General features: G+C 64.5%; 19 protein-coding genes. 10 read left to right on the plus strand and 9 right to left on the minus strand.

Features of this window, described 5'->3' with window-relative positions; translation table 11 throughout:
• Positions 1–5 precede the first annotated feature (5 nt).
• From BKY27_RS15370 to purC, 3 genes are all read right to left on the minus strand, one after another.
• Positions 6–1049 carry a zinc-dependent alcohol dehydrogenase family protein gene (locus BKY27_RS15370; RefSeq protein WP_071675372.1) on the minus strand — a complete coding sequence of 348 codons (1044 nt, stop codon included), beginning with the start codon at positions 1047–1049 and terminating at the stop codon, positions 6–8.
• Positions 1050–1054: 5 nt separating this feature from the next.
• Positions 1055–1285: a phosphoribosylformylglycinamidine synthase subunit PurS gene (gene purS / locus BKY27_RS15375; protein WP_071675373.1), complete on the minus strand. Its 231-nt coding sequence runs from the start codon at positions 1283–1285 to the stop codon at positions 1055–1057.
• 66 nt (positions 1286–1351) lie between these two features.
• Positions 1352–2113: a phosphoribosylaminoimidazolesuccinocarboxamide synthase gene (gene purC / locus BKY27_RS15380; RefSeq protein WP_071675374.1), complete on the minus strand. Its 762-nt coding sequence runs from the start codon at positions 2111–2113 to the stop codon at positions 1352–1354.
• A 209-nt stretch (positions 2114–2322) separates the two neighbouring features.
• Here purC and BKY27_RS15385 point away from each other — a divergent pair, with 209 nt between their 5' ends.
• On the plus strand, positions 2323–2637 hold the full coding sequence (locus BKY27_RS15385) for a DUF1476 domain-containing protein (RefSeq protein ID WP_071675375.1): 315 nt from the start codon (positions 2323–2325) through the stop codon (positions 2635–2637).
• A 178-nt stretch (positions 2638–2815) separates the two neighbouring features.
• Positions 2816–3829: a betaine--homocysteine S-methyltransferase gene (gene bmt / locus BKY27_RS15390; RefSeq protein ID WP_071675376.1), complete on the plus strand. Its 1014-nt coding sequence runs from the start codon at positions 2816–2818 to the stop codon at positions 3827–3829.
• 174 nt (positions 3830–4003) lie between these two features.
• Here the strand turns inward: bmt and BKY27_RS15395 are convergent, their stop codons facing one another.
• Positions 4004–5086, minus strand: a complete 1083-nt coding sequence (locus BKY27_RS15395) for a PA0069 family radical SAM protein (RefSeq protein WP_071675377.1) — start codon at positions 5084–5086, stop codon at positions 4004–4006.
• Positions 5087–5235: 149 nt separating this feature from the next.
• Between BKY27_RS15395 and BKY27_RS15400 the strand changes: the two genes are divergently transcribed.
• Complete coding sequence (locus BKY27_RS15400) at positions 5236–5940, plus strand: corrinoid protein (RefSeq protein WP_071675378.1); 705 nt, start codon at positions 5236–5238, stop codon at positions 5938–5940.
• 510 nt (positions 5941–6450) lie between these two features.
• The gene (locus BKY27_RS15405) at positions 6451–9276 is read left to right on the plus strand and encodes an Rne/Rng family ribonuclease (protein ID WP_071675379.1); all 2826 of its coding nucleotides are present in this window, start codon (positions 6451–6453) and stop codon (positions 9274–9276) included.
• A gap of 73 nt (positions 9277–9349) precedes the next feature.
• On the opposite strand, the gene BKY27_RS15410 is transcribed toward BKY27_RS15405, so the two are convergent.
• Together BKY27_RS15410 and BKY27_RS15415 are read right to left on the minus strand one after the other, a co-directional pair.
• On the minus strand, positions 9350–10108 hold the full coding sequence (locus tag BKY27_RS15410) for a DsbA family protein (RefSeq protein WP_071675380.1): 759 nt from the start codon (positions 10106–10108) through the stop codon (positions 9350–9352).
• A 2-nt stretch (positions 10109–10110) separates the two neighbouring features.
• Positions 10111–11430, minus strand: coding sequence for a M48 family metalloprotease (locus tag BKY27_RS15415; RefSeq protein ID WP_071675381.1), 1320 nt, complete (start codon positions 11428–11430; stop codon positions 10111–10113).
• Positions 11431–11482: 52 nt separating this feature from the next.
• Between BKY27_RS15415 and BKY27_RS15420 the strand changes: the two genes are divergently transcribed.
• The gene (locus BKY27_RS15420; RefSeq protein WP_071675382.1) at positions 11483–12631 is read left to right on the plus strand and encodes a pyridoxal phosphate-dependent aminotransferase; all 1149 of its coding nucleotides are present in this window, start codon (positions 11483–11485) and stop codon (positions 12629–12631) included.
• Here BKY27_RS15420 and BKY27_RS15425 read toward each other — a convergent pair.
• The gene (locus tag BKY27_RS15425) at positions 12612–13469 is read right to left on the minus strand and encodes a hypothetical protein (RefSeq protein ID WP_071675383.1); all 858 of its coding nucleotides are present in this window, start codon (positions 13467–13469) and stop codon (positions 12612–12614) included. The two genes, BKY27_RS15420 and BKY27_RS15425, sit on opposite strands and share 20 nt — an antisense overlap.
• A gap of 186 nt (positions 13470–13655) precedes the next feature.
• Here BKY27_RS15425 and BKY27_RS15430 point away from each other — a divergent pair, with 186 nt between their 5' ends.
• On the plus strand, positions 13656–14876 hold the full coding sequence (locus tag BKY27_RS15430) for an N-acetylmuramoyl-L-alanine amidase (RefSeq protein ID WP_233491859.1): 1221 nt from the start codon (positions 13656–13658) through the stop codon (positions 14874–14876).
• 144 nt (positions 14877–15020) lie between these two features.
• On the opposite strand, the gene BKY27_RS15435 is transcribed toward BKY27_RS15430, so the two are convergent.
• Positions 15021–15248, minus strand: coding sequence for a DUF1127 domain-containing protein (locus BKY27_RS15435; protein ID WP_071675384.1), 228 nt, complete (start codon positions 15246–15248; stop codon positions 15021–15023).
• Between the two features lie 99 nt (positions 15249–15347).
• Between BKY27_RS15435 and BKY27_RS15440 the strand changes: the two genes are divergently transcribed.
• The 4 genes from BKY27_RS15440 (at position 15348) to BKY27_RS15455 (ending at position 18568) form a co-directional block, all read left to right on the plus strand.
• Positions 15348–16745: an aminotransferase-like domain-containing protein gene (locus BKY27_RS15440; protein WP_071675385.1), complete on the plus strand. Its 1398-nt coding sequence runs from the start codon at positions 15348–15350 to the stop codon at positions 16743–16745.
• A 187-nt stretch (positions 16746–16932) separates the two neighbouring features.
• Complete coding sequence (rplM, locus tag BKY27_RS15445; RefSeq protein WP_071675386.1) at positions 16933–17391, plus strand: 50S ribosomal protein L13; 459 nt, start codon at positions 16933–16935, stop codon at positions 17389–17391.
• 5 nt (positions 17392–17396) lie between these two features.
• Positions 17397–17891, plus strand: coding sequence for a 30S ribosomal protein S9 (gene rpsI / locus BKY27_RS15450; protein ID WP_071675387.1), 495 nt, complete (start codon positions 17397–17399; stop codon positions 17889–17891).
• 212 nt (positions 17892–18103) lie between these two features.
• The gene (locus tag BKY27_RS15455) at positions 18104–18568 is read left to right on the plus strand and encodes a hypothetical protein (RefSeq protein ID WP_071675388.1); all 465 of its coding nucleotides are present in this window, start codon (positions 18104–18106) and stop codon (positions 18566–18568) included.
• Between the two features lie 121 nt (positions 18569–18689).
• On the opposite strand, the gene BKY27_RS15460 is transcribed toward BKY27_RS15455, so the two are convergent.
• A complete protein-coding gene (locus BKY27_RS15460) occupies positions 18690–18956 on the minus strand; it encodes a hypothetical protein (RefSeq protein WP_146636265.1) in 267 nt (88 codons plus the stop codon).
• Between the last annotated feature and the right edge of the window lie 82 nt (positions 18957–19038).

Consider the following 19038-nt stretch of genomic DNA (forward strand, 5'->3'; position numbering starts at 1 on the left):
TGTGGTCAGCGGGTGAAATCGGTAATGACGGCAACGCCCGGTGGGGCTGCGCCATCGAAGAGAGAGAGTTCGGCGGTGGCCTCTGACAGCGCCACGCGGCGGGCGATCAGCGGCGACAGGTCGAGCCGCCCGCTCTCGATCAGCGACAGCAGCGAAGGGTAGCGCCAAGCTGGCATTCCACGGGTGCCGTAGACCGCCAGTTGGCCGGAATAGACCGTATCCCACGGCAGGGTCATGTTCACATGCGCGCCCGCGGGCATCCCGACCTGCACCATGCGACCAAGTTTACGCAGGGATTTCAGAGCGTTGGCGGTAGTTTCCGTGACCCCGAGGGCCTCCAGCGCCAGATCGGCGCCGCCCTTGGTGATCTCGTGCACCTGCGCCACCGGGTCGCCCTTGGCGGCGTTCACCACGGCATCGGCGCCAAGCGATTTGGCGTGGTCCAGCTTTTCGTCCACGATGTCGATCATTACCACCCGTGCGCCGAGCGCCTGCGCGATCAGCATCGCCGACAGGCCGATTCCGCCCGTGCCCCAGACCGCCAGCCATTCGCCCGCCTGCAAGGCAGCGCGTCCGGTCAGCGCGTGCCAAGCGGTCGTGGCGCGACAGCCGAGGGCCGCGGCAAGGGCAGGGTCCATCCCATCGGGCAGACGGGTCAGGTTGGCATCGGCGCGGGCCACGGCGATCTGCTCGGCAAAGGCACCGGGGGCGGTAAAGCCCGGAACGATCTGGGTGGCGCAAACGGTCTGATGGCCCGCGCGGCAATCGGGGCAGGCCCCGCAGGCAAGGATAAAGGGCGCGATCACCCGGTCGCCGACCTGCCACCGGGTCACGTCGCGGCCAGCCTCGCGGACGACGCCGCAATATTCGTGGCCGGGAATCTGCGGCAGCGATACATCGGGGTCCGACCCCACCCATACATGCCAGTCCGAACGGCACACACCGCAGGCCAGCACATCCAGCACCACCCCGTCCGGCGGACATTCCGGGTCCGGCAGATCGGTCATCTGCAACGGGGCGCGGGTCTGGGTGAGAAGCGCGGCCTTCATCGCGGTCAGGCCATGGAAATCGAGTAGCTCTCGATCACCGTGTTGGCGAGCAGCTTTTCGCACATCGCCGTCACGGACTCCTGCGAGGTGCCATCGGCCAGATCCAGTTCGATCACCTTGCCCTGACGGACACCTTCGACGCCCTCGAAGCCAAGCGCGCCAAGCGCGTGGCGAACGGCCTCGCCCTGCGGGTCCAGAACGCCCTGTTTCAGCATCACGGTCACGGTGGCGCGCATGGTATGGCCTCTTTCTGTTGTCTCGCGGTTTTGGGTCGGTCGGGGCGGGCAGGCCGCCCCGCGCGGTCAGTTGACGAGGGTCGGCTTGCCGCCGGTCCCGTTATTGGTCGGCATCACGCCAAGGCGCCGCGCCACTTCCGTATAGGCATCGGTCAGGTTGCCCAGGTCGCGGCGGAACACGTCCTTGTCCAGCTTCTGGCCGGTCTCGATATCCCACAGGCGGCAGCTGTCGGGGCTGATTTCGTCAGCCACGATCAGGCGCATGAAATCGCCATCCCAGATACGGCCGATCTCGATCTTGAAATCGACCAGCTTGATGCCGACGCCCATCATCATGCCCGACATGAAATCGTTGACCCGCAGCGCCAGCGCCACGATGTCGTCCAGATCCTGCTGGCTGGCCCAGCCAAAGGCGATGATGTATTCCTCGGGCACCAGCGGGTCGCCCAACTCGTCGTTCTTGTAGGAAAACTCGATGATCGGGCGGGGCAGTTGCATGCCTTCCTCCAGCCCGAGGCGCTTGGCCATCGACCCGGCGGCATAGTTGCGCACGATCACTTCCAGCGGGATGATCTCGACCGCGCGGATCAGCTGCTCGCGCATGTTGATGCGGCGGATGAAATGGGTCGGCACGCCGATATTGGCCAGCCCGGTCATGAAGAATTCCGACAGGCGATTGTTCAGGACGCCTTTGCCCTCGATCGTTGCCCGCTTCTCGGCATTGAACGCGGTGGCGTCGTCCTTGAAGTACTGAACCAGCGTGCCCGGTTCGGGGCCTTCGTAGAGGATCTTGGCTTTGCCTTCGTAGATCTTCTTGCGCCTTGCCATATGGTCTTCTCCGAATCCGTCGAGGGGCGCCCGAGCGCCGTTCTGGGCGCGTATACGCCGCCCGAACGTGAAAGGGAAGCGGTGCGCGCGGCGGCTTTTGGGCCCTTCGGGCCCGTTTGGCCCTGCTGCGGCACAATCTGCCCTTGTGCCCCAAGGGGTCCACAGCCTATTTGATGGCAACGCCCGATTTTGAGTCAGGAGAGCATGACATGACGACTTTCGACGATCGCGAAAACGCTTTCGAGGCGAAATTCGCCCACGACGCCGAAATGGTCTTCCGCGCCGAAGCGCGGCGCAACAAGCTGGTGGGCCTTTGGGCTGCCGAAATCCTCGGCAAGACAGGCCCCGACGCCGATGCCTACGCGATCGAGGTCGTGAAATCGGATTTCGAGGAAGCCGGTCACGAGGATGTCGTGCGCAAGGTTGCCGCCGACCTGGAAGGCAAGGCCACCGCCGAGGAAATCCGCGCCAAGATGGCCGAGCTTCTGACTGTTGCCAAAGGGCAGCTCGTCAAAGAAGCCTGAGCGGACCTGCCGCAGCCAAGATCCGGGCCGCCCGCGCTTGTCGCCGGGGCGGCCCTTTTCACACCCGGACCTCGGGTGATACCCTCAAGCGCCTCATGATCGTTATGCAGATTATGCAGTTGCTTCACATTCACGGCGCCGCCACAACCGGGCGGCGCGCAAACCTTAGAGGCACCAGATGAGCGACCTTCTTTCCAAGCTTATGGCCGAGCGGGATTGGCTGATGGCCGACGGGGCCACCGGCACCACGCTGTTCAACATGGGGCTGCAATCGGGCGATGCGCCCGAGCTGTGGAATGTCGACCACCCCGACCGGATCGCCAAGCTCTATCAAGGCGCGGTCGATGCGGGTTCGGATATTTTCCTCACCAATTCCTTCGGCGGCACTCGCGCGCGACTGAAACTGCACAACGCACAGGACCGGGCGCATGAATTGTCGCAACGCGCCGCCGAGATCGGCCGCGAGGTCGCCGACAAGGCGGGCCGTCCGGTCGTGGTCGCGGGCTCAATGGGGCCGACTGGCGAAATCATGGTGCCGATGGGCGCACTCACTCATGCCTCTGCCGTCGAGATGTTCCACGAACAGGCCGAAGGGCTGAAAGCCGGTGGCGCCGACGTGCTGTGGGTCGAAACGATTTCCTCGGATGAGGAATTCAAGGCTGCCGCCGAGGCCGCCAAGCTTGCCGACATGCCGTGGTGCGGCACGATGAGCTTCGATACGGCGGGCCGCACGATGATGGGCTTCACCTCCGCCGACCTGGCGGCACTGGTGGCCAGGTTGGATCACCCGCCGCTCGCCTTCGGGGCAAATTGCGGGGTAGGGGCGTCGGACCTGCTGCGCACGGTTCTGGGCTTCCGCGCATCGGGCACCGAGATCCCCTATATCGCCAAGGGCAATGCCGGCATTCCGAAATATGTCGATGGTCATATCCATTATGACGGCACGCCCGATCTGATGGCGAAATACGCGGTTCTGGCGCGCGATGCGGGGGCCAAGATCATCGGCGGCTGCTGCGGCACCCAGGCCGAACACCTCAAGGCCATGCGCAAGGCGCTGGAAGAGACCCCGCGCGGCCCAGCCCCGACACTCGACCGGATCGCGGCCGAGATCGGGGGCTTTTCCTCCGACAGCGATGGCACCGGCGACAACGAGCCCTCCGGACGTCGCACCCGTCGCCGGTCGCGCGGGTGACATCCAATGGCGTGGACCGGACCGACCGCAGGCGCGCTCCGACGCCACGCCATGCCCACAGGCCGGGGCACCTTTCCTGAAATTTGCGTTTTTCATTTGGGAAACAGCCCAATGAGAGCTTTGCACCAGCGGTACGCCTGCCGCGCAACGGGCTGGCGATACGTTCCGATCCCGTCAGAAGAGGCTCAGCTGGTCGCCCGGTCGTGGCGGCACCGCGAACAGATCTGTCCTGAGGGGCGGCATGTCCCGGTGCAGCCCCTCGGCACGGGTCGCGCGGGCGAAACGGGCGCGCATCAGGTCGGCATAGACCCCGCTGCCGGTCATCCGGCGGCCCCAGTCGGCGCTGTATTCCCTGCCGTCATGCATCTCGCGCACTCGCGCCATCACGCGGCCTGCACGGTCGGGCAGGTGTTCTTCCAGCCACGCCTTGAACAGCGGCGCGACCTCCAGCGGCAGGCGCAGGGCGATCATGCTGGCGCCAGACGCACCGGCACGGGCCCCCGCCGCGACGATGCCTTCGATCTCGTGGTCGGTCAGCCCCGGCACGATGGGGGCCGCCATCAGGCGCACGGGGATGCCTGCCGCCGCCAACCGCTCGACGGTGCGCAGGCGTCGGGCAGGCGAGGGCACGCGCGGTTCCATCTTGCGGGCAAGCCCTGCATCCAGCGTGGTGATCGAAACGCCCACCTTGACCAGCCCCTTGACGGCCATGTCGGACAGGATGTCGATATCGCGTTCGATCAGCGTGCCCTTGGTCACGATGCCCACGGGATGGCGAAAGTCCCGCAACACCGCAAGGATGGCTCGCATGATGCCCCGGTCCCGCTCGATCGGTTGGTAGGGGTCGGTATTGGTGCCGATGGCAATGGTGGCCGGGCGATAGGCCTTGCGCGACAATTCCCGTGCCAAAACCTCGGGCGCGTCGGGGCGGGCGATCAGGCGCGTCTCGAAATCCAGCCCCGGCGACAGGCCAAGATAGGCATGGGTCGGGCGGGCAAAGCAATAGATGCAACCGTGTTCGCAGCCCCGGTAGGGGTTGATCGACCGATCGAAAGCAATATCGGGCGACCTGTTGCGCGTGATCACCTTGCGCGGTCGCTCCTCGGTCACCTCGGTGCGGATCGGGGGCAGATCCTCGTCCCGGTCCCAGCCGTCCGGTTCCACGCGTGTGGTCAGCCGGTCGAACCGGTTGTCGGGATTTCCCGTCGCCGCGCGGCCCTTGCGCCGGGCCTGATCCATGATGGCCTCGAACTTCATTCCCTCAATATGGAACGAAATGAGAACATTCACAAGCCAAGGTCGGAACCGACGTGAACTAAGTCGCAATCCAGCGCGTGAGAGCTGCGCCCCCGTCGCAATAGTCACCCAAGATAAAACCCCACCCTCCGGTCAGGGAGCCGAAGCCAATGTCCGATGAAGACGAAATCATCCTGTCGGAACTCGACGACGAAGAACTTGTTCAACAGATGTTCGACGACCTCTACGACGGTCTCAAGGAAGAGATCGAAGAGGCCGTGAACATCCTGCTCGAGCGCAAGTGGGAGCCTTACCGCATCCTCACCGAAGCGCTTGTCGGTGGCATGACCATCGTCGGCAAGGACTTCCGCGACGGGATCCTCTTCGTGCCCGAGGTTCTGCTGGCGGCCAACGCCATGAAGGGGGGCATGTTCATCCTCAAGCCGCTTTTGGCGGAAACCGGTGCCCCGCGCGTCGGCAAGATGGTCATCGGCACCGTCAAAGGCGACATTCACGACATCGGCAAGAACCTCGTCGGCATGATGATGGAAGGGGCCGGGTTCGAAGTGGTCGATCTGGGCATCAACAACGCCGTGGAAAGCTATCTGGACGCCCTGGAAACCGAGCAGCCCGATATCCTCGGGATGTCGGCCCTGCTGACCACCACCATGCCCTACATGAAGGTCGTGATCGACACGATGGTCGAGAAGGGCATTCGGGATGACTACATCGTGCTCGTCGGTGGCGCGCCGCTGAACGAGGAATTCGGCAAGGCCATCGGCGCCGACGCCTATTGCCGCGACGCAGCCGTGGCGGTCGAAACAGCCAAGGAATGGGTTGGCCGCAAGCACAACCGGATGGCTGCCGGCGCCTGATCGCCACCGCCAGATCCTGCATCGAGGCGTCCGGGGTTACCTCGGGCGCTTTCTCCTTTTTCAGGCCATGCATTTTCCCGTCCACCCGCAAGATTGTTATCCTTTGCAACCGGCGGGCGTCGAATTGGCATTGTAATCCCCCCGGAAGTGCCCTTAATGTCACATACACGGCGCCGGGACGTTCCGGGCGCCATGTATCAGTTTCTCTGATCGTCTTCCGGCGCGCGGGAATAAGCGGCGCGGATTTCGATCAGGTCACAGGGGCCGACAAGGCTCCCTCACAGAAATCGCCCGGGATTCCGGGCTGAAGAACGGGTGGCAGGCCCCGCCATGCCACCGGAGACAAACCGCGATGAAACGCGTGCGCAGAATTGAGGGACGGCATGGATGGGCAGAACCTGCCCCGGCCTCTCTTGCTTGCGACGACGCCGTCGCCTTTTCAGGACAGTTTGAAGCCGATGACGCCGCGCCCCCGGGACTGGCGCGTCGGGCTTCATGTGCAAGGACACCATGGCAAAGAAGATGCTCATTGACGCCACGCACGCGGAAGAAACCCGCGTCGTCGTGGCGGACGGAAACAAGGTCGAGGAATTCGATTTCGAGTCGCTGAACAAGCGACAACTGGCAGGAAATATCTATTTGGCCAAGGTGACGCGGGTCGAACCGTCGTTGCAGGCGGCCTTTGTCGATTACGGCGGCAATCGCCACGGGTTCCTCGCCTTTTCGGAAATTCACCCCGACTATTACCAGATCCCGACCGCCGACCGCGAGGCATTGCTCGCCGAAGAACAGGAATACGCCCAAGCGCAGGCAGAGGCCGAAACCGAGGCCGAGACCAAGCCCAAGCGGGGCCGCCGCCGCCGCAAGAAGCCCTCTGCCGAGGCGCAGGCGGCCGACAGCCGCAATGACGCGGTAACCAGCGGCGCGGTCGAAGACACCCGCCGCAGCACGCCTTCGGCGCTGGACGTGGTTGATCTGGCCTCTGGCCAAGATGACGGCACCCCCCATTTTTCCAGCCTGTCGGATCGCAAGGCCGAGGCACCCGAGGCCGCATCCGATGCAGACGCAGCCGAGGCGGAAACCGCCACCTCCGACAACGCCCAAGAGGCCGCTCCTGTCGCCGAGACGTCGCAGACCGACGCGGCGGAAGACAGTGCGCCCGACGCGCAAGACGCCCATGATTTTGCCGAGGATGACAGCGACGCGCCCGCCGCAAAGGACGCCGCCGAGGTCGATCCCGACATTTCCACTGTCGCGGACGACGACGATCAGGAAGATATCCGGCCCGTTCGCAAACCGCGTCCGCGCCGCTACAAGATTCAGGAAGTCGTCAAGGTGCGCCAGATCATGCTGGTGCAGGTCGTCAAGGAAGAGCGCGGCAACAAGGGCGCTGCCCTGACCACCTACCTGTCGCTGGCCGGGCGCTATTGCGTGCTGATGCCCAACACCGCCCGCGGTGGCGGCATTTCCCGCAAGATCACCAACGCCGCCGACCGCAAGAAGCTCAAGGATATCGCCACGTCGCTTGACGTGCCGCAGGGCGCGGGCCTTATCGTTCGGACCGCAGGGGCCAAGCGCACCAAGTCCGAGATCAAGCGCGACTACGAATATCTTCAGCGCCAGTGGGAGCAGATCCGCGACTTGACGCTGAAATCCGTTGCGCCTGCGCCGATCTACCAGGAAGGCGACCTGATCCACCGTTCTATCCGCGATCTCTATAGTCGCGAGATCGACGAGGTTCTGGTCGAGGGCGAGGCTGGTTATCGCCACGCCAAGAACTTCATGAAGATGATCATGCCGTCTCACGCCAAGAACGTGAAGCACTACAACGACCCGCTGCCGTTGTTTGCCCGCTTTCAGGTCGAGGGCTACCTGGCCGACATGTTCAACCCTGTCGTGCAGCTGAAATCGGGCGGCTATATCGTGATCGGTGTGACCGAGGCTCTGGTCGCCATTGACGTGAACTCTGGCCGGGCCACGAAGGAAGGCTCGATCGAGGACACCGCGACCAAGACCAACCTTGAGGCCGCCGAGGAAGTGGCGCGCCAGTTGCGCCTGCGCGATCTGGCCGGCCTGATCGTGATCGACTTCATCGACATGGACGAGCGCAAGAACAACGCCGCCGTCGAAAAGCGTCTCAAGGACAAGCTCAAGACCGACCGGGCCCGCATTCAGGTGGGCCGCATTTCGGGTTTCGGCCTGATGGAAATGAGCCGCCAGCGCCTGCGCCCCGGCATGTTGGAGGCGACGACACAACCGTGTCACGCCTGCCACGGCACCGGGCTTGTGCGCTCGGATGACAGCCTTGCCTTGTCCATCCTGCGCCAGTTGGAAGAAGAGGGCACCCGCGCGCGCTATCGCGAGGTGCTGCTGACCGCGCCGGTTGGCATCGTGAACTTCATCATGAACGTCAAACGCGAGTATCTGGCCGAGATTGAAGCCCGGTATGGCCTGTCGATCCGGATCGAGGCCGACCCGCTGTTGGTGTCGCCCGATTTCAAGATCGAGAAGTTCAAGACCGCGACCCGCAAGGTGACCGCCGTGACGCCGGTGATCTCGATGGACAGCGCCTTGATGGAAAGCATCGAAGAGGAGGCCGCCGCCGAAGAGCCGGAGGTCGAGGTTGAGGTCGAGGCCGAAGCGCCGCCGCAGGACGAGCAACCCAAGAAGAAGCGCCGGCGTCGCCGGGGTGGACGCGGACGTCGCAAGACTGATCAGAACGGCGACGAGTCTGGCGATCAGTCGACATCTGACTCCGACGCCAAGCCCGAGGGCGAGGCCCCGCAACCGGAAGAGACCCAACCAGCCGAGGCCCCCTCGGAGGCCGCCAATCCCGAGGCCGACGCCGCCGAGCAGACGGACGAAAAGCCCAAGCGCAAGCCCCGGTCGCGCCGCAAGAAAAAGGTCGAGGAACCGGTGACCGCAGACGCGCCTGCCGAGGACGCGTCGACACCCGTTGCGGACGCCGCCGCCGAAAATGCCGAGCCTGCCGTCACCGAGGTGAGTGAAGCGGTCGCGGACGCCCCGCAAGAGGCAGCCCCTGTGGCCGACGAGGCCCCCGTCGAGGTGGCGCAAGACCCGGCCGAAACCCCGGCCCCGGTCGAAGAGGCCCCGCAACCGACGACGCACCCTGAGGCGCCAGTTGCCGAAGATGCCCCGGCGCCCCCGGAACCGCAGGCAGAAACGCCGGAGCCCCAGCCGGAGCCCACTGCCGAGGCCGAGCCAGAGCCCGAAGCGCAGCCAGAGCCGGAGAAAGAGCCGGAACTGGCAGGGGCAGACGAGGCGACTGACGAGTCCGACAAGCCCAAGCGGCGCGGGTGGTGGTCGCTAGGCTGAGCGACGCCCCAGACATGAAAAAAACGCCCCGGGACCATCCCCCGGGGCGTTTCTTTTTGCGTGGTCAGCGACCTCAGTTGGTCTGAGAGCGCAGCTCTGCCGCCAGCGAGGCCATGTTTTCATAGGGCATGTAGCCGCGCAGAAGCTGGTCGTTCATCACGAAGGTCGGCGTGCCGGAAATCTGCATGCGGCTGGCCAGCGTGTGGTTGGCCGCGATGACCTGATCCACCTCGGGCGATCCCATGCCCGCGATGATTGCATCCGCGTCCAGTTCAAGGCTTTCGGCCAAGCGCCGCATACTGTCCTCGGTGATGTCGCCGCGCATGTCCATCAAGGCTTCGTGCACCATTTCATAGGCATCGTCGCCAAGGGTCTGGCGCGTCGCAATCGCAAAGCGTGACGCCAGCACGGATTGGTCGCCGAGGATCGGGAATTCCTTGACGATGTAGCGGATATTGCCATCCGTCTCGATCAGCCTCTGCACATCGGGTTGCGCCCGACGGCAATAGCCACAGCGATAATCCATGAACTCCACCAGCACGATGTCACCATCGGGATTGCCGCCTTCCCAGTCATAGGGGCTTTCGAAGATGTCATCCGCGTAGCTCATGACCATCGACTGGTCCTGCACGGTTTCCGCATCTGCCTGACGCTGTTCCAGAACGGCAATCGCCTCCAGCAGCACCTCGGGGTTTTCGAGCAGGTAATCGCGAATCTCGGCGCGGAAGGTGGCGCGCTCGGCGTCCGACATGTCGATCAGTCCGTCGGCGCTGACGGGGGCAGCCATCAGGGTGGCGGCCAGCGCCAGCATGGCGGGGGCAATCTTTTTCATCGTTATCTCCGGTTCAACTCGATTTGGGCAACGGATAACACATCCTGGGCCCTCAGCCACCCCGAGCTGCCCTGCGGCAAAAGACCCGAGGCGCGGGTGGCGTGAATGCGGGCATCTTCGAAACGGTTCTGAAGGGCATAGCGCTCGGCGGTGGCGACCGAGGCCAGACCGTTTTGGCCAAGACGGGCATGGGCAAGGGCAAGATCCCGTAACAGGCGCGGATTGAACGGGTCGCGGGCGCGGGCACGGTTGAGCACCTCCAACGCCTGCCGGTTGCCCGAGGCGGTGTCGCGCGTCAGCAGCGCCCGGCCATACCCCGCAAGGATCAGCGGCTGGCGCGGCGCCAGTTCGACGGCCTGCGCATAGGCCGAAATCGCGTTGCCGTATCGCCGCGCCTCGTACAGGATCTGGCCGCGCAACTCTTGATAATAGGGGTCGGCAGGGCGCATCTGCACCAACGCGTTCACCTCGGCGAGGGCGCGCTCATCATTCGGTTGGCGCATATAGGCGATGGCCCGGCGCAGATGCGCGATCTCGGTGGAGTCGTTACCCACCCGCCGCAGCGTCCACGAGGGCGCGCGCAGAAAGGCGGTGAGCTTGCCGGTCATCCGCTGGAACCAATACATCGAGGTGTCATCCCCGCGTCCGCCTTCATGCCCCGCGACCAGGGCCTGGACCGAGCGCACCCGGTCGCGGGTCAGCGGATGGGTCAGCAGGTACGGGTCTTGGCGGCCTGCCGACAACGCCTCTTGGCCGCGAAAGATGTCGAGCACCTCCAGCATGGCGGCGGGATCGGCCCCGGCGGATATCATGTAGCGAATGGCGGCGGCATCGGCGCTGGCCTCTTCTGCGCGGGTATGGGCAAAGAACACCCGCTGCGCCGACGAGGCAGCCCCGGCGGCCACCCCGACCGCAGCCCGTGCATCGCCCGAGGCCACGCCCGCCGCGACCCCCAGCAGAATGCCCAATCTTGCGGCGGTGCTGGCGGTGCCGACATTCGCCGCGCGGCGGGCGAAATGACCGTTGGCGATATGCGCGGCCTCGTGGGCGATGATCGCCTGCACCTGTTCGGGCCGGTCGAGCCGCATCAGCAGCCCGGAATGAATGAAGATATGCGTCGGATCGACCACGAAGGCATTGAGCGATCCGTCATCCACCACGATGATCTGCACCGCTGCGGGCAACCCGGCGGCTCGCAACACCGGTGTTGCCAGTTCGCTCAGGCCATGTTCGATCTCGGCATCGCGGATGATCGACTGCGCCCGCGCGATGCCGGGCAGCAGACAGAGAACGAGGACCACCAGTCGGGCAAGACGCAACATTGACCTTCCCCTTCGGGGCTGCTTCAACCGGCCCCAGCTTAAGGAGAGGCAGATGCGATATTCAAGGCGCTCGAACGTTGATCCCTTCATCGTGATGGATGTCATGGAACAGGCCCGCGCGGCGGAAGAGGCCGGGCGTCACATCATCCATATGGAAGTGGGCCAACCCGGCACCGGCGCGCCACAGGCGGCCCGTCAGCGCCTTTCCGCCGAGATGGAGGCCGGGCCGCTTGGCTACACCGTGGCGCTCGGCCGGCCTGACCTGCGGGCGGGAATCGCCGCGCTTTATGATGAATGGTATGGCGTCGATCTGGACCCGGCCCGCGTTGTGCTGACGGCAGGGGCGTCGGGGGCCTTCGTGCTGGCCTTCACGGCGCTCTTTGATGCGGGGGACAAGGTGGGGTTGGGCGAACCGGGCTACCCCAGCTATCGCCAGATCCTGAAAGCGCTGAGTCTTGATCCCGTCGGCTTTCAGACCACCGAGGCGAACCGCTTTCAACCGGTGCCGGGGGATCTGACCGACGACATGGCCGGGCTGATCGTCGCCTCTCCGGCGAACCCATCGGGCACAATGCTGGACAAACCCGCATTGGGGGCCCTGGTCGAGGCCTGCGCCACCCGCGACATGGCGCTGATCTCGGACGAGATCTATCACGGGCTGCAATACGAGGGCCGAGCGATTTCGGCGCTGGAGCTGTCCGATGACCTTTACGTGGTCAATTCCTTCTCCAAGTATTTCTCGATGACCGGTTGGCGGCTTGGCTGGCTGGTGGTGCCCGATGATCATGTGCGTATCGTCGAGCGACTGGCGCAGAACATGTTCATCTGCCCGCCCCATGCCAGCCAGGTTGCCGCGCTTGGCGCGCTCAGCCCCGAGGGGCGGGCGGAACTGGACAGGCATCGGGATGTCTACACCACGAACCGCCAACTGATGCTGGACGGGTTGGCCAAGGCGGGTTTTGACAAGGCGGCCCCCGCCGACGGCGCGTTTTACGTCTATGCCGATGTGGCAGAGCATACGAACGACTCGCTTGCGTTCGCCGCGGAAATCCTGCGCGAAGCCGGGGTCGCGGTCACGCCGGGGCTCGATTTCGACCCGCGGCGCGGCGCGACGACGCTGCGCTTTTCCTATGCGCGGTCCACGGTGGATATCGAAGACGGTCTTGCCCGGCTTCAGGCCTTCATGACTGCGCGCGCTTGAGCCAATGCGAGAGAGAACCAAAGGCTGACCGCCGCCGGGTGAACAGGGCCAGCGTGCGCCGCCCCTCGGCGGCATCAAGGCAGGCTCGCGCCCGGTCTGCGCCCAGATCATTGATCCAGAAGGCCATCGTGCTCATCAATGTGATCTGGTCGTGCAGTTCCAGCCGTTCGTATATGGTGCCGTCGCCCTTGGGCACGAAGCGTTCGAACATCTCGACCCTGCTTGTTTGCCCGCGTTCCGTCACCTTGACCTCGCTTTGGCGCATGTGCGCGTCTTCCTGCAAGATCCGGATGCTAAGCTGGTGATGAGGCATGCGCAGGTCGCCCTCGACGCCCAGTTTCGGGCGCAAGGCAGCGCGCACCACCTCGGGCGGTTGGGCGCAATGCAGTTGCGTGCGCAACTGCCCCTTGCGGCGCGGCAGCGACTCGGCGGCCAGGATAAACAGGGCCATGACCATCAACCAGACCAGGAACCAGGCCAGCAGCACCATCAGGCTGGCCAGCGTCTCGCCGATTCCACCATGGCTGAGCGGGGCAAAACCGATGGCAAGTTGCAGGTAGGGCGTCGCGATCAACAGCAGCGCGAAGGCAATCGACGAGGTCAGGATGTCAATCCATGCGGTGGGAAAGACGACGGCCGTGACCCCGGTGATCGCGCCCCAGACAAGCATCAGCAGGAACAGATGCAGGGGCTCTGCGAACAGGCTGTTGGCGTCGCTGACGCCAAGCGACAAGACCGCCCCAACGGTCACTGTCAGCACCGAAACGGCAATCAGCCGCCGCAGACAGTAGAGGCGATACAGAACATGGCCGATAGGCGATCGTTTGAGTCGTGTCATGGGTTTTTGATCTTTGGCAGCTGAGTGCAGGTGGATGGACCTTGCCCAAAAGGTGCCCCCGCATTTTGTGGAGAATGTGGCGAAGCAGGCGCTATTTCGTGGTGTGAGCGGAGACTCGCCACTTGGGTCGCGGTCCGGGCTCTGCTAAATTGCGGTCAGTAAACGGGTTTCGGCGAAAGGCCGATTGTGCAGGCACTCCTTTTCATTTTTTCGTGCGCCCTTGCGCTGTTAACGAGTTTCGGCGCGCAGGCGCAGGAGTTCCGGGCGCTGGCCCGGATTCTGCCCGAGGCCAGCATGCTGGAAGACTCGGGGCGCGGCGGGGCGGAGTTGACGCTCGCCCTCAGCCAAGCGGTGCCATATCGGGTTTATCTGCTCGACGATCCGGCCCGCGTGGTGCTCGACTTCCGGGAAGTGACGTGGTCGGGGCTGGCGGAGGGGTTCGACCGATCCGCGCATGTGACGTCTGTTCAGACGGGCCGGGGGGATGCGGGGTGGTCACGCATGGTGCTGTTGCTCGACACGCCGATGGGCATCGACCGCGCGGCGATGCAGACCGATGACACCGACGGCAGCGCCGTTGTTCACCTCAGCCTGAGCCGGATTTCCGACGCCGCATTCGCTGACCGCGCGGCCGAGGCCCCCCCCGGCACACGGTTGCCGCCGATTGCCCTGTCGGGGTCCGTTGCGTCCGGTCGCAATGACGGATTGATCATGGTGGCGCTCGACCCCGGTCATGGCGGTGTCGATCCCGGGGCCGAACGGCGTGGGGAAAACGAGGCCGACCTGATGCTGGTCTTTGCGCTGGAACTGCGCGAGGTGCTGCTGCGGTCCGGCCTGTTCGACGTGATGCTGACGCGCGAAGGGGATTGGTTCGTGTCGCTGCCGGAACGGCTGACGCTGGCGCGGGGGGCGGGGGCCGATGTGTTCCTGTCGCTGCACGCGGATGCCATTGCCTCGGGCATCGCGCAGGGGGCGACGGTCTACACCTTGTCCGATACCGCCAGCGACGCGGCCTCGCAAGCCTTGGCCGAGGCGCATGACCGGGCGGATTTGCTGGCCGGGGTTGATCTGGCCGGCAATGACGACGAGGTGGCGGGCGTCTTGATGGACCTTGCCCGCCGCGACACGGCCCCCCGCGCGCACGCCATGGCCGATCGCATCGTGGAAAGCTTTCTGGCCGCCAATATCGCCCTGCATCCTCATCCCCGGATGGAAGCGGGGTTTTCCGTTCTGAAAGCGCCTGACATTCCGTCTGCCCTGATCGAACTCGGCTTTATCTCGGATGCAGGGGATCTGGCGAACCTGCTCGATCCGGCGTGGCGTGAGCGGGTGCAGATCGCAATCCGCGATGCGCTGTTAGCGTGGGCGGCAGAGGATGAGGCGCGCGCCGGCCTGTTGCGGCAATAACGGTTCATGATTGTCCGGGCAGGGCGGGCTGGGGCTGGGCGGACTGGGGCTGGGTAGACACCGAACAAGGGGCGGACACTGTGCCCGCCCCGTGCCGCAGAGCGCCAGGCCGGGAAGAGAACGGCCTGACGGGACGCGAGTCCTTTACCGATCTTGCCAGGCCCACCGGGCCAGTTCGGTTTGGACGTCGGCCCCGGTCAGACCGACATCCTTCAACAGATGGGCATCAAGCCGGGTCAGCCCACGACGGGTTCGGCGGCGCTCCTGCCATTTGACCAGCAAAACCACCACGCGCAACGCAACGCTCGCTGCCGGGGTCAGATGACGACCGGAGAGAAAGCCGAGGGCGGGGTTGATCTGTGCCTGTGCCATGGAGGAGTCCTTTCCTGTAATTGTGTTGACACAACGTGGCGTGCTTGCCATGAATTATGCATACAAAAGGCGATACACTCGGTCGAGAGAAACATTGTCATGGATACAATCTGGAAGCCGTCGCTGGAGGGCCGGGGCGGGCCGAAATATCGTGCTGTTGCCGAGTCTATCCGCGAGGCCATAGCCTCGGGCGATCTGGCGGTTGGGGCAAAGCTGCCGCCGGTGCGCGATCTGGCCTGGACGCTTTCGATCACGCCGGGAACCGTGGCGCGCGCCTATACGATCCTGACCGATGACGGGGTGCTCGAGGCGGCCGTTGGCCGTGGCACCTTCGTTGCCGGGCGTCCGGCCCCGGCGGTGCGGCCCGATGTGCCGCTGTTCGTGAAGGACAGTTCCGGCGTGGTCGACTTGCGCAGCAGCCCGGTGCCCGATGTGGGGCAGGGGCGTTCCATTGCGCGGGTGCTGACCGAAATCGCGGCCCGCAGCAACTATACCGATTACCCGAGTGCCGAGACCGACCACGCTGCGCGCGCCGCTGTCGCCGACTGGATCGGGCAGGACGTGGCGGGCCGAATCGCGCCCGAGGACATTGTGCTGGCGCATGGGGCGCAGAACGCCATTCTGGTGGCTTTGCAAAGCCTGCTGACCGGCCCGACCCCGGTGATCCTGACCGAAGAGTTGACCTATCCCGGCGTGCGCCACGCCGCGCGGCTGTTGCGGGCGCGGGTGGTGCCCGTTCAGATGGACCAGCACGGACTCCGCCCTGATGCACTGGAAGAGGCCTGCCGCGCCCATGGCGGACAAGCCTTGATCACCGCCGCGATGGTGCATTCGCCAACCACGCGCTGCACGCCTTTGGCCCGCAAGCAGGATCTGGCCGCATTGGCCCGCCGTTTTCAGCTTCAGGTGCTGGAGGACGATTGCTTCCGTCTTGGTGATCCGGGCGAAGCCCCGGCCTACCGTGCCATGCTGCCCGAGCGGGGCTGGTACCTGTCGTCCCTTACAAAATCGGTCAGCTCGTCCTTGCGGTTCGGGTTCATGGCCTGCCCCACGGACCGGGCCGATGGCGCGCGCGCCGCGGCGCAGTCAAGTTTCTACGGGCTGCCGCAACCCATCATCGACCTTGGCGAAGCGTTGATCCGAACGGGCGAGGCGGCGCGGATACGGCGGGACGTGCTGGCCGCCGACCGCCACCGGGTGCAGCTTGCGGTCAATGCGCTTGGGGGATGGGATCTCGAATGGCGCCCGGATGTGCCCTATGTCTGGTTGAAACTGCCGCGCGGCTGGCGCTCCTCGACCTTCGCCGCCGCCTGCGAGGCGCGCGGGGTGCGGATCAAGTCGGCGGATGAATTTGTGCTGGAGGATGGGCTGGCCCCCTCGGCCGTGCGGATTGCCTGCAATTCAACCGCGTCCGAGCCGCAATACGAGGCGGCGCTGGCCGCCATGGCACAATTGCTGGCCAATCCGCCGTCCAACAGCTCTGCCTTGATGGGGTAAAATAATACCACAACAATAAGTAACTGATTTATATGAATAATTCAAATCTTGTGCGCAAAACATTCTGTTGACGCGCCCCCGGAAATCGTTAGAACACGCCCATCCGACGGGCGGCCAGGGCTGCCCGTTCGTTCTTGACAGATGGCCCGGGCGTCACGCTGGCCCCGGCACCGCAAGGAAAAACGATATGAAAACCTATACCGCTACCCCGGCGGATATCGAGAAGAACTGGATCCTGATCGACGCCGAAGGCGTTGTTCTGGGCCGTCTCGCCTCGATCATCGCCATGCGGCTCCGTGGCAAGCACAAGCCGACCTTCACCCCGCACATGGACATGGGTGACAACGTGATCGTCATCAACGCCGACAAGGTGCAGTTGACCGGCAAGAAGCGCGAAGAGCACTTCTACTGGCACACCGGCTATCCCGGCGGCATCAAGTCCCGCACCAAGGCCGAGATCCTCGAAGGGGCGCATCCCGAGCGCGTCGTGATGCAGGCCGTCAAGCGTATGCTGCCCGGTGGCCCGCTGTCGCGCCAGCAGATGACCAACCTGCGCATCTACGCAGGGGCCGAGCATCCGCACGAGGCACAACAGCCGACCGTGCTGGATGTGAAATCCATGAACTCCAAGAACACGCGGAGCTGAGACCCATGGCCGAGACCATTACGTCGCTCGATGAGCTGAAAGCCGTGGCCGGTGGCGATGCTGCCACCCCCGCGATCGACCTTGAAACCCCCCGTGAACCGCAGCGCGATGCGCTTGGCCGGGCCTATGCCACCGGCAAGCGGAAAGATGCGGTTGCCCGCGTCTGGATCAAGCCGGGCTCTGGCAAGGTGTCCGTGAACGGCAAAGAGATCAACGTCTACTTCGCCCGCCCGGTGTTGCAGATGATCCTGCGCCAGCCCTTCACTGTCGCCGGTGTCGAAGACCAGTTCGACGTCTACGCCACCGTCAAGGGTGGCGGCCTGTCCGGTCAGGCCGGTGCCGTCAAGCATGGCATCTCGGTGGCCTTGCAGCGTTACGAGCCGTCCCTGCGGGGCGCGCTGAAAGCCGCTGGCTTCCTGACCCGCGACAGCCGCGTGGTGGAACGCAAGAAATTCGGTCGCCGCAAGGCACGCCGGAGCTTCCAGTTCTCCAAGCGCTGATCCACCGGATCGCTTGCGAAACAGCCAAAGGCCGTCCCTCGGGGCGGCCTTTTTCGTTGGGTCGCGTCCCTGTCCAATGTCGCAAGGCGGTATGGCGTCGCGTTTGCCGGGTGCGCGCGGTCAACGGGGTCGTGGGGCGTCTCTGTCAGACAGGTGCAATCGTCATCGACCTGTCACCAACGCCCCCTATGAGCTTGATCCCGAGGTGCCTCATGACCGACCAGACCCTTTGCGCATTGCGCCAATCCGTCGACCGCCTGCGCGCGCAGATCGAAACCGCTGCTGACCAGACGCCTGCCGGATGGCGCGACTGGATCGCGACGGAAGCCTACCTCCCGAGTGCTGAAAATTTCGCCCATTACCTTGCCCTGCGCCGCCATGACATCCGCCCCTTGCAACGCGAGTTGATGCGGCACGGGCTGTCCTCGCTCGGTCGCATCGAGTCGCGGGTTCTTCCGACGCTGGACGCCATCCGCGCCGTGTTGAGCGCCGCGACCGATGGCCCGGCGGTTCCGGTCGCGTCTGGCGCCGACTTCTTTGCCGGTGAAGCCCGCATATCGGCACGGGCCGACAGGCTGCTGGGGCGGGTTTCCCCGCACAGCCCGGTTCGTCTGTTGGTCACCATGCCGTCGCTTGCCGCGGACGATCCGGGATTCGTGCGGCAACTGTGCCCTTGAAGTTAAATGAAAAAAGCCCTGCATCCCGTCGGTTCGGAGTGCAGGGCCTGAAGCATCAGCCCCACTTCAGGGGCACGTCAAGAAGCGTTCTCGCGGATCAATCCAAGCAAGTACGTCCCGCTCAGAACGGGAAACGCACCCCTACGACGTAGGATGTCGTGTCATAGGCGTCGTCGAACAGATCGGTGGATGCGCCAGCATAGATTTCCTGACCGCCAGCCAGACGGTAGCTGACATTGGCAGAGAGATTCACTGAAAATTCGTCTTCGGCCGGGAATGTCGTGAAGGTTTCCTGATCGAGGATCGAGTTGAAGGTCATTGCGCCTGAAAGCGTCAGGTTGTCCGTCGCAGCATAGGCGAAACTGACTGGAACCCTCGCAATAGTCATGGAACCCCAAGTTCGACAGCAAATCGACTAAGTGATTGATATTGTTATGGCAGGATTCGCCATTGTGTGACTACCGAGATGT

It is taken from the genome of Nioella nitratireducens (genome assembly GCF_001879715.1).
GTDB classification, from domain to species: domain Bacteria; phylum Pseudomonadota; class Alphaproteobacteria; order Rhodobacterales; family Rhodobacteraceae; genus Nioella; species Nioella nitratireducens.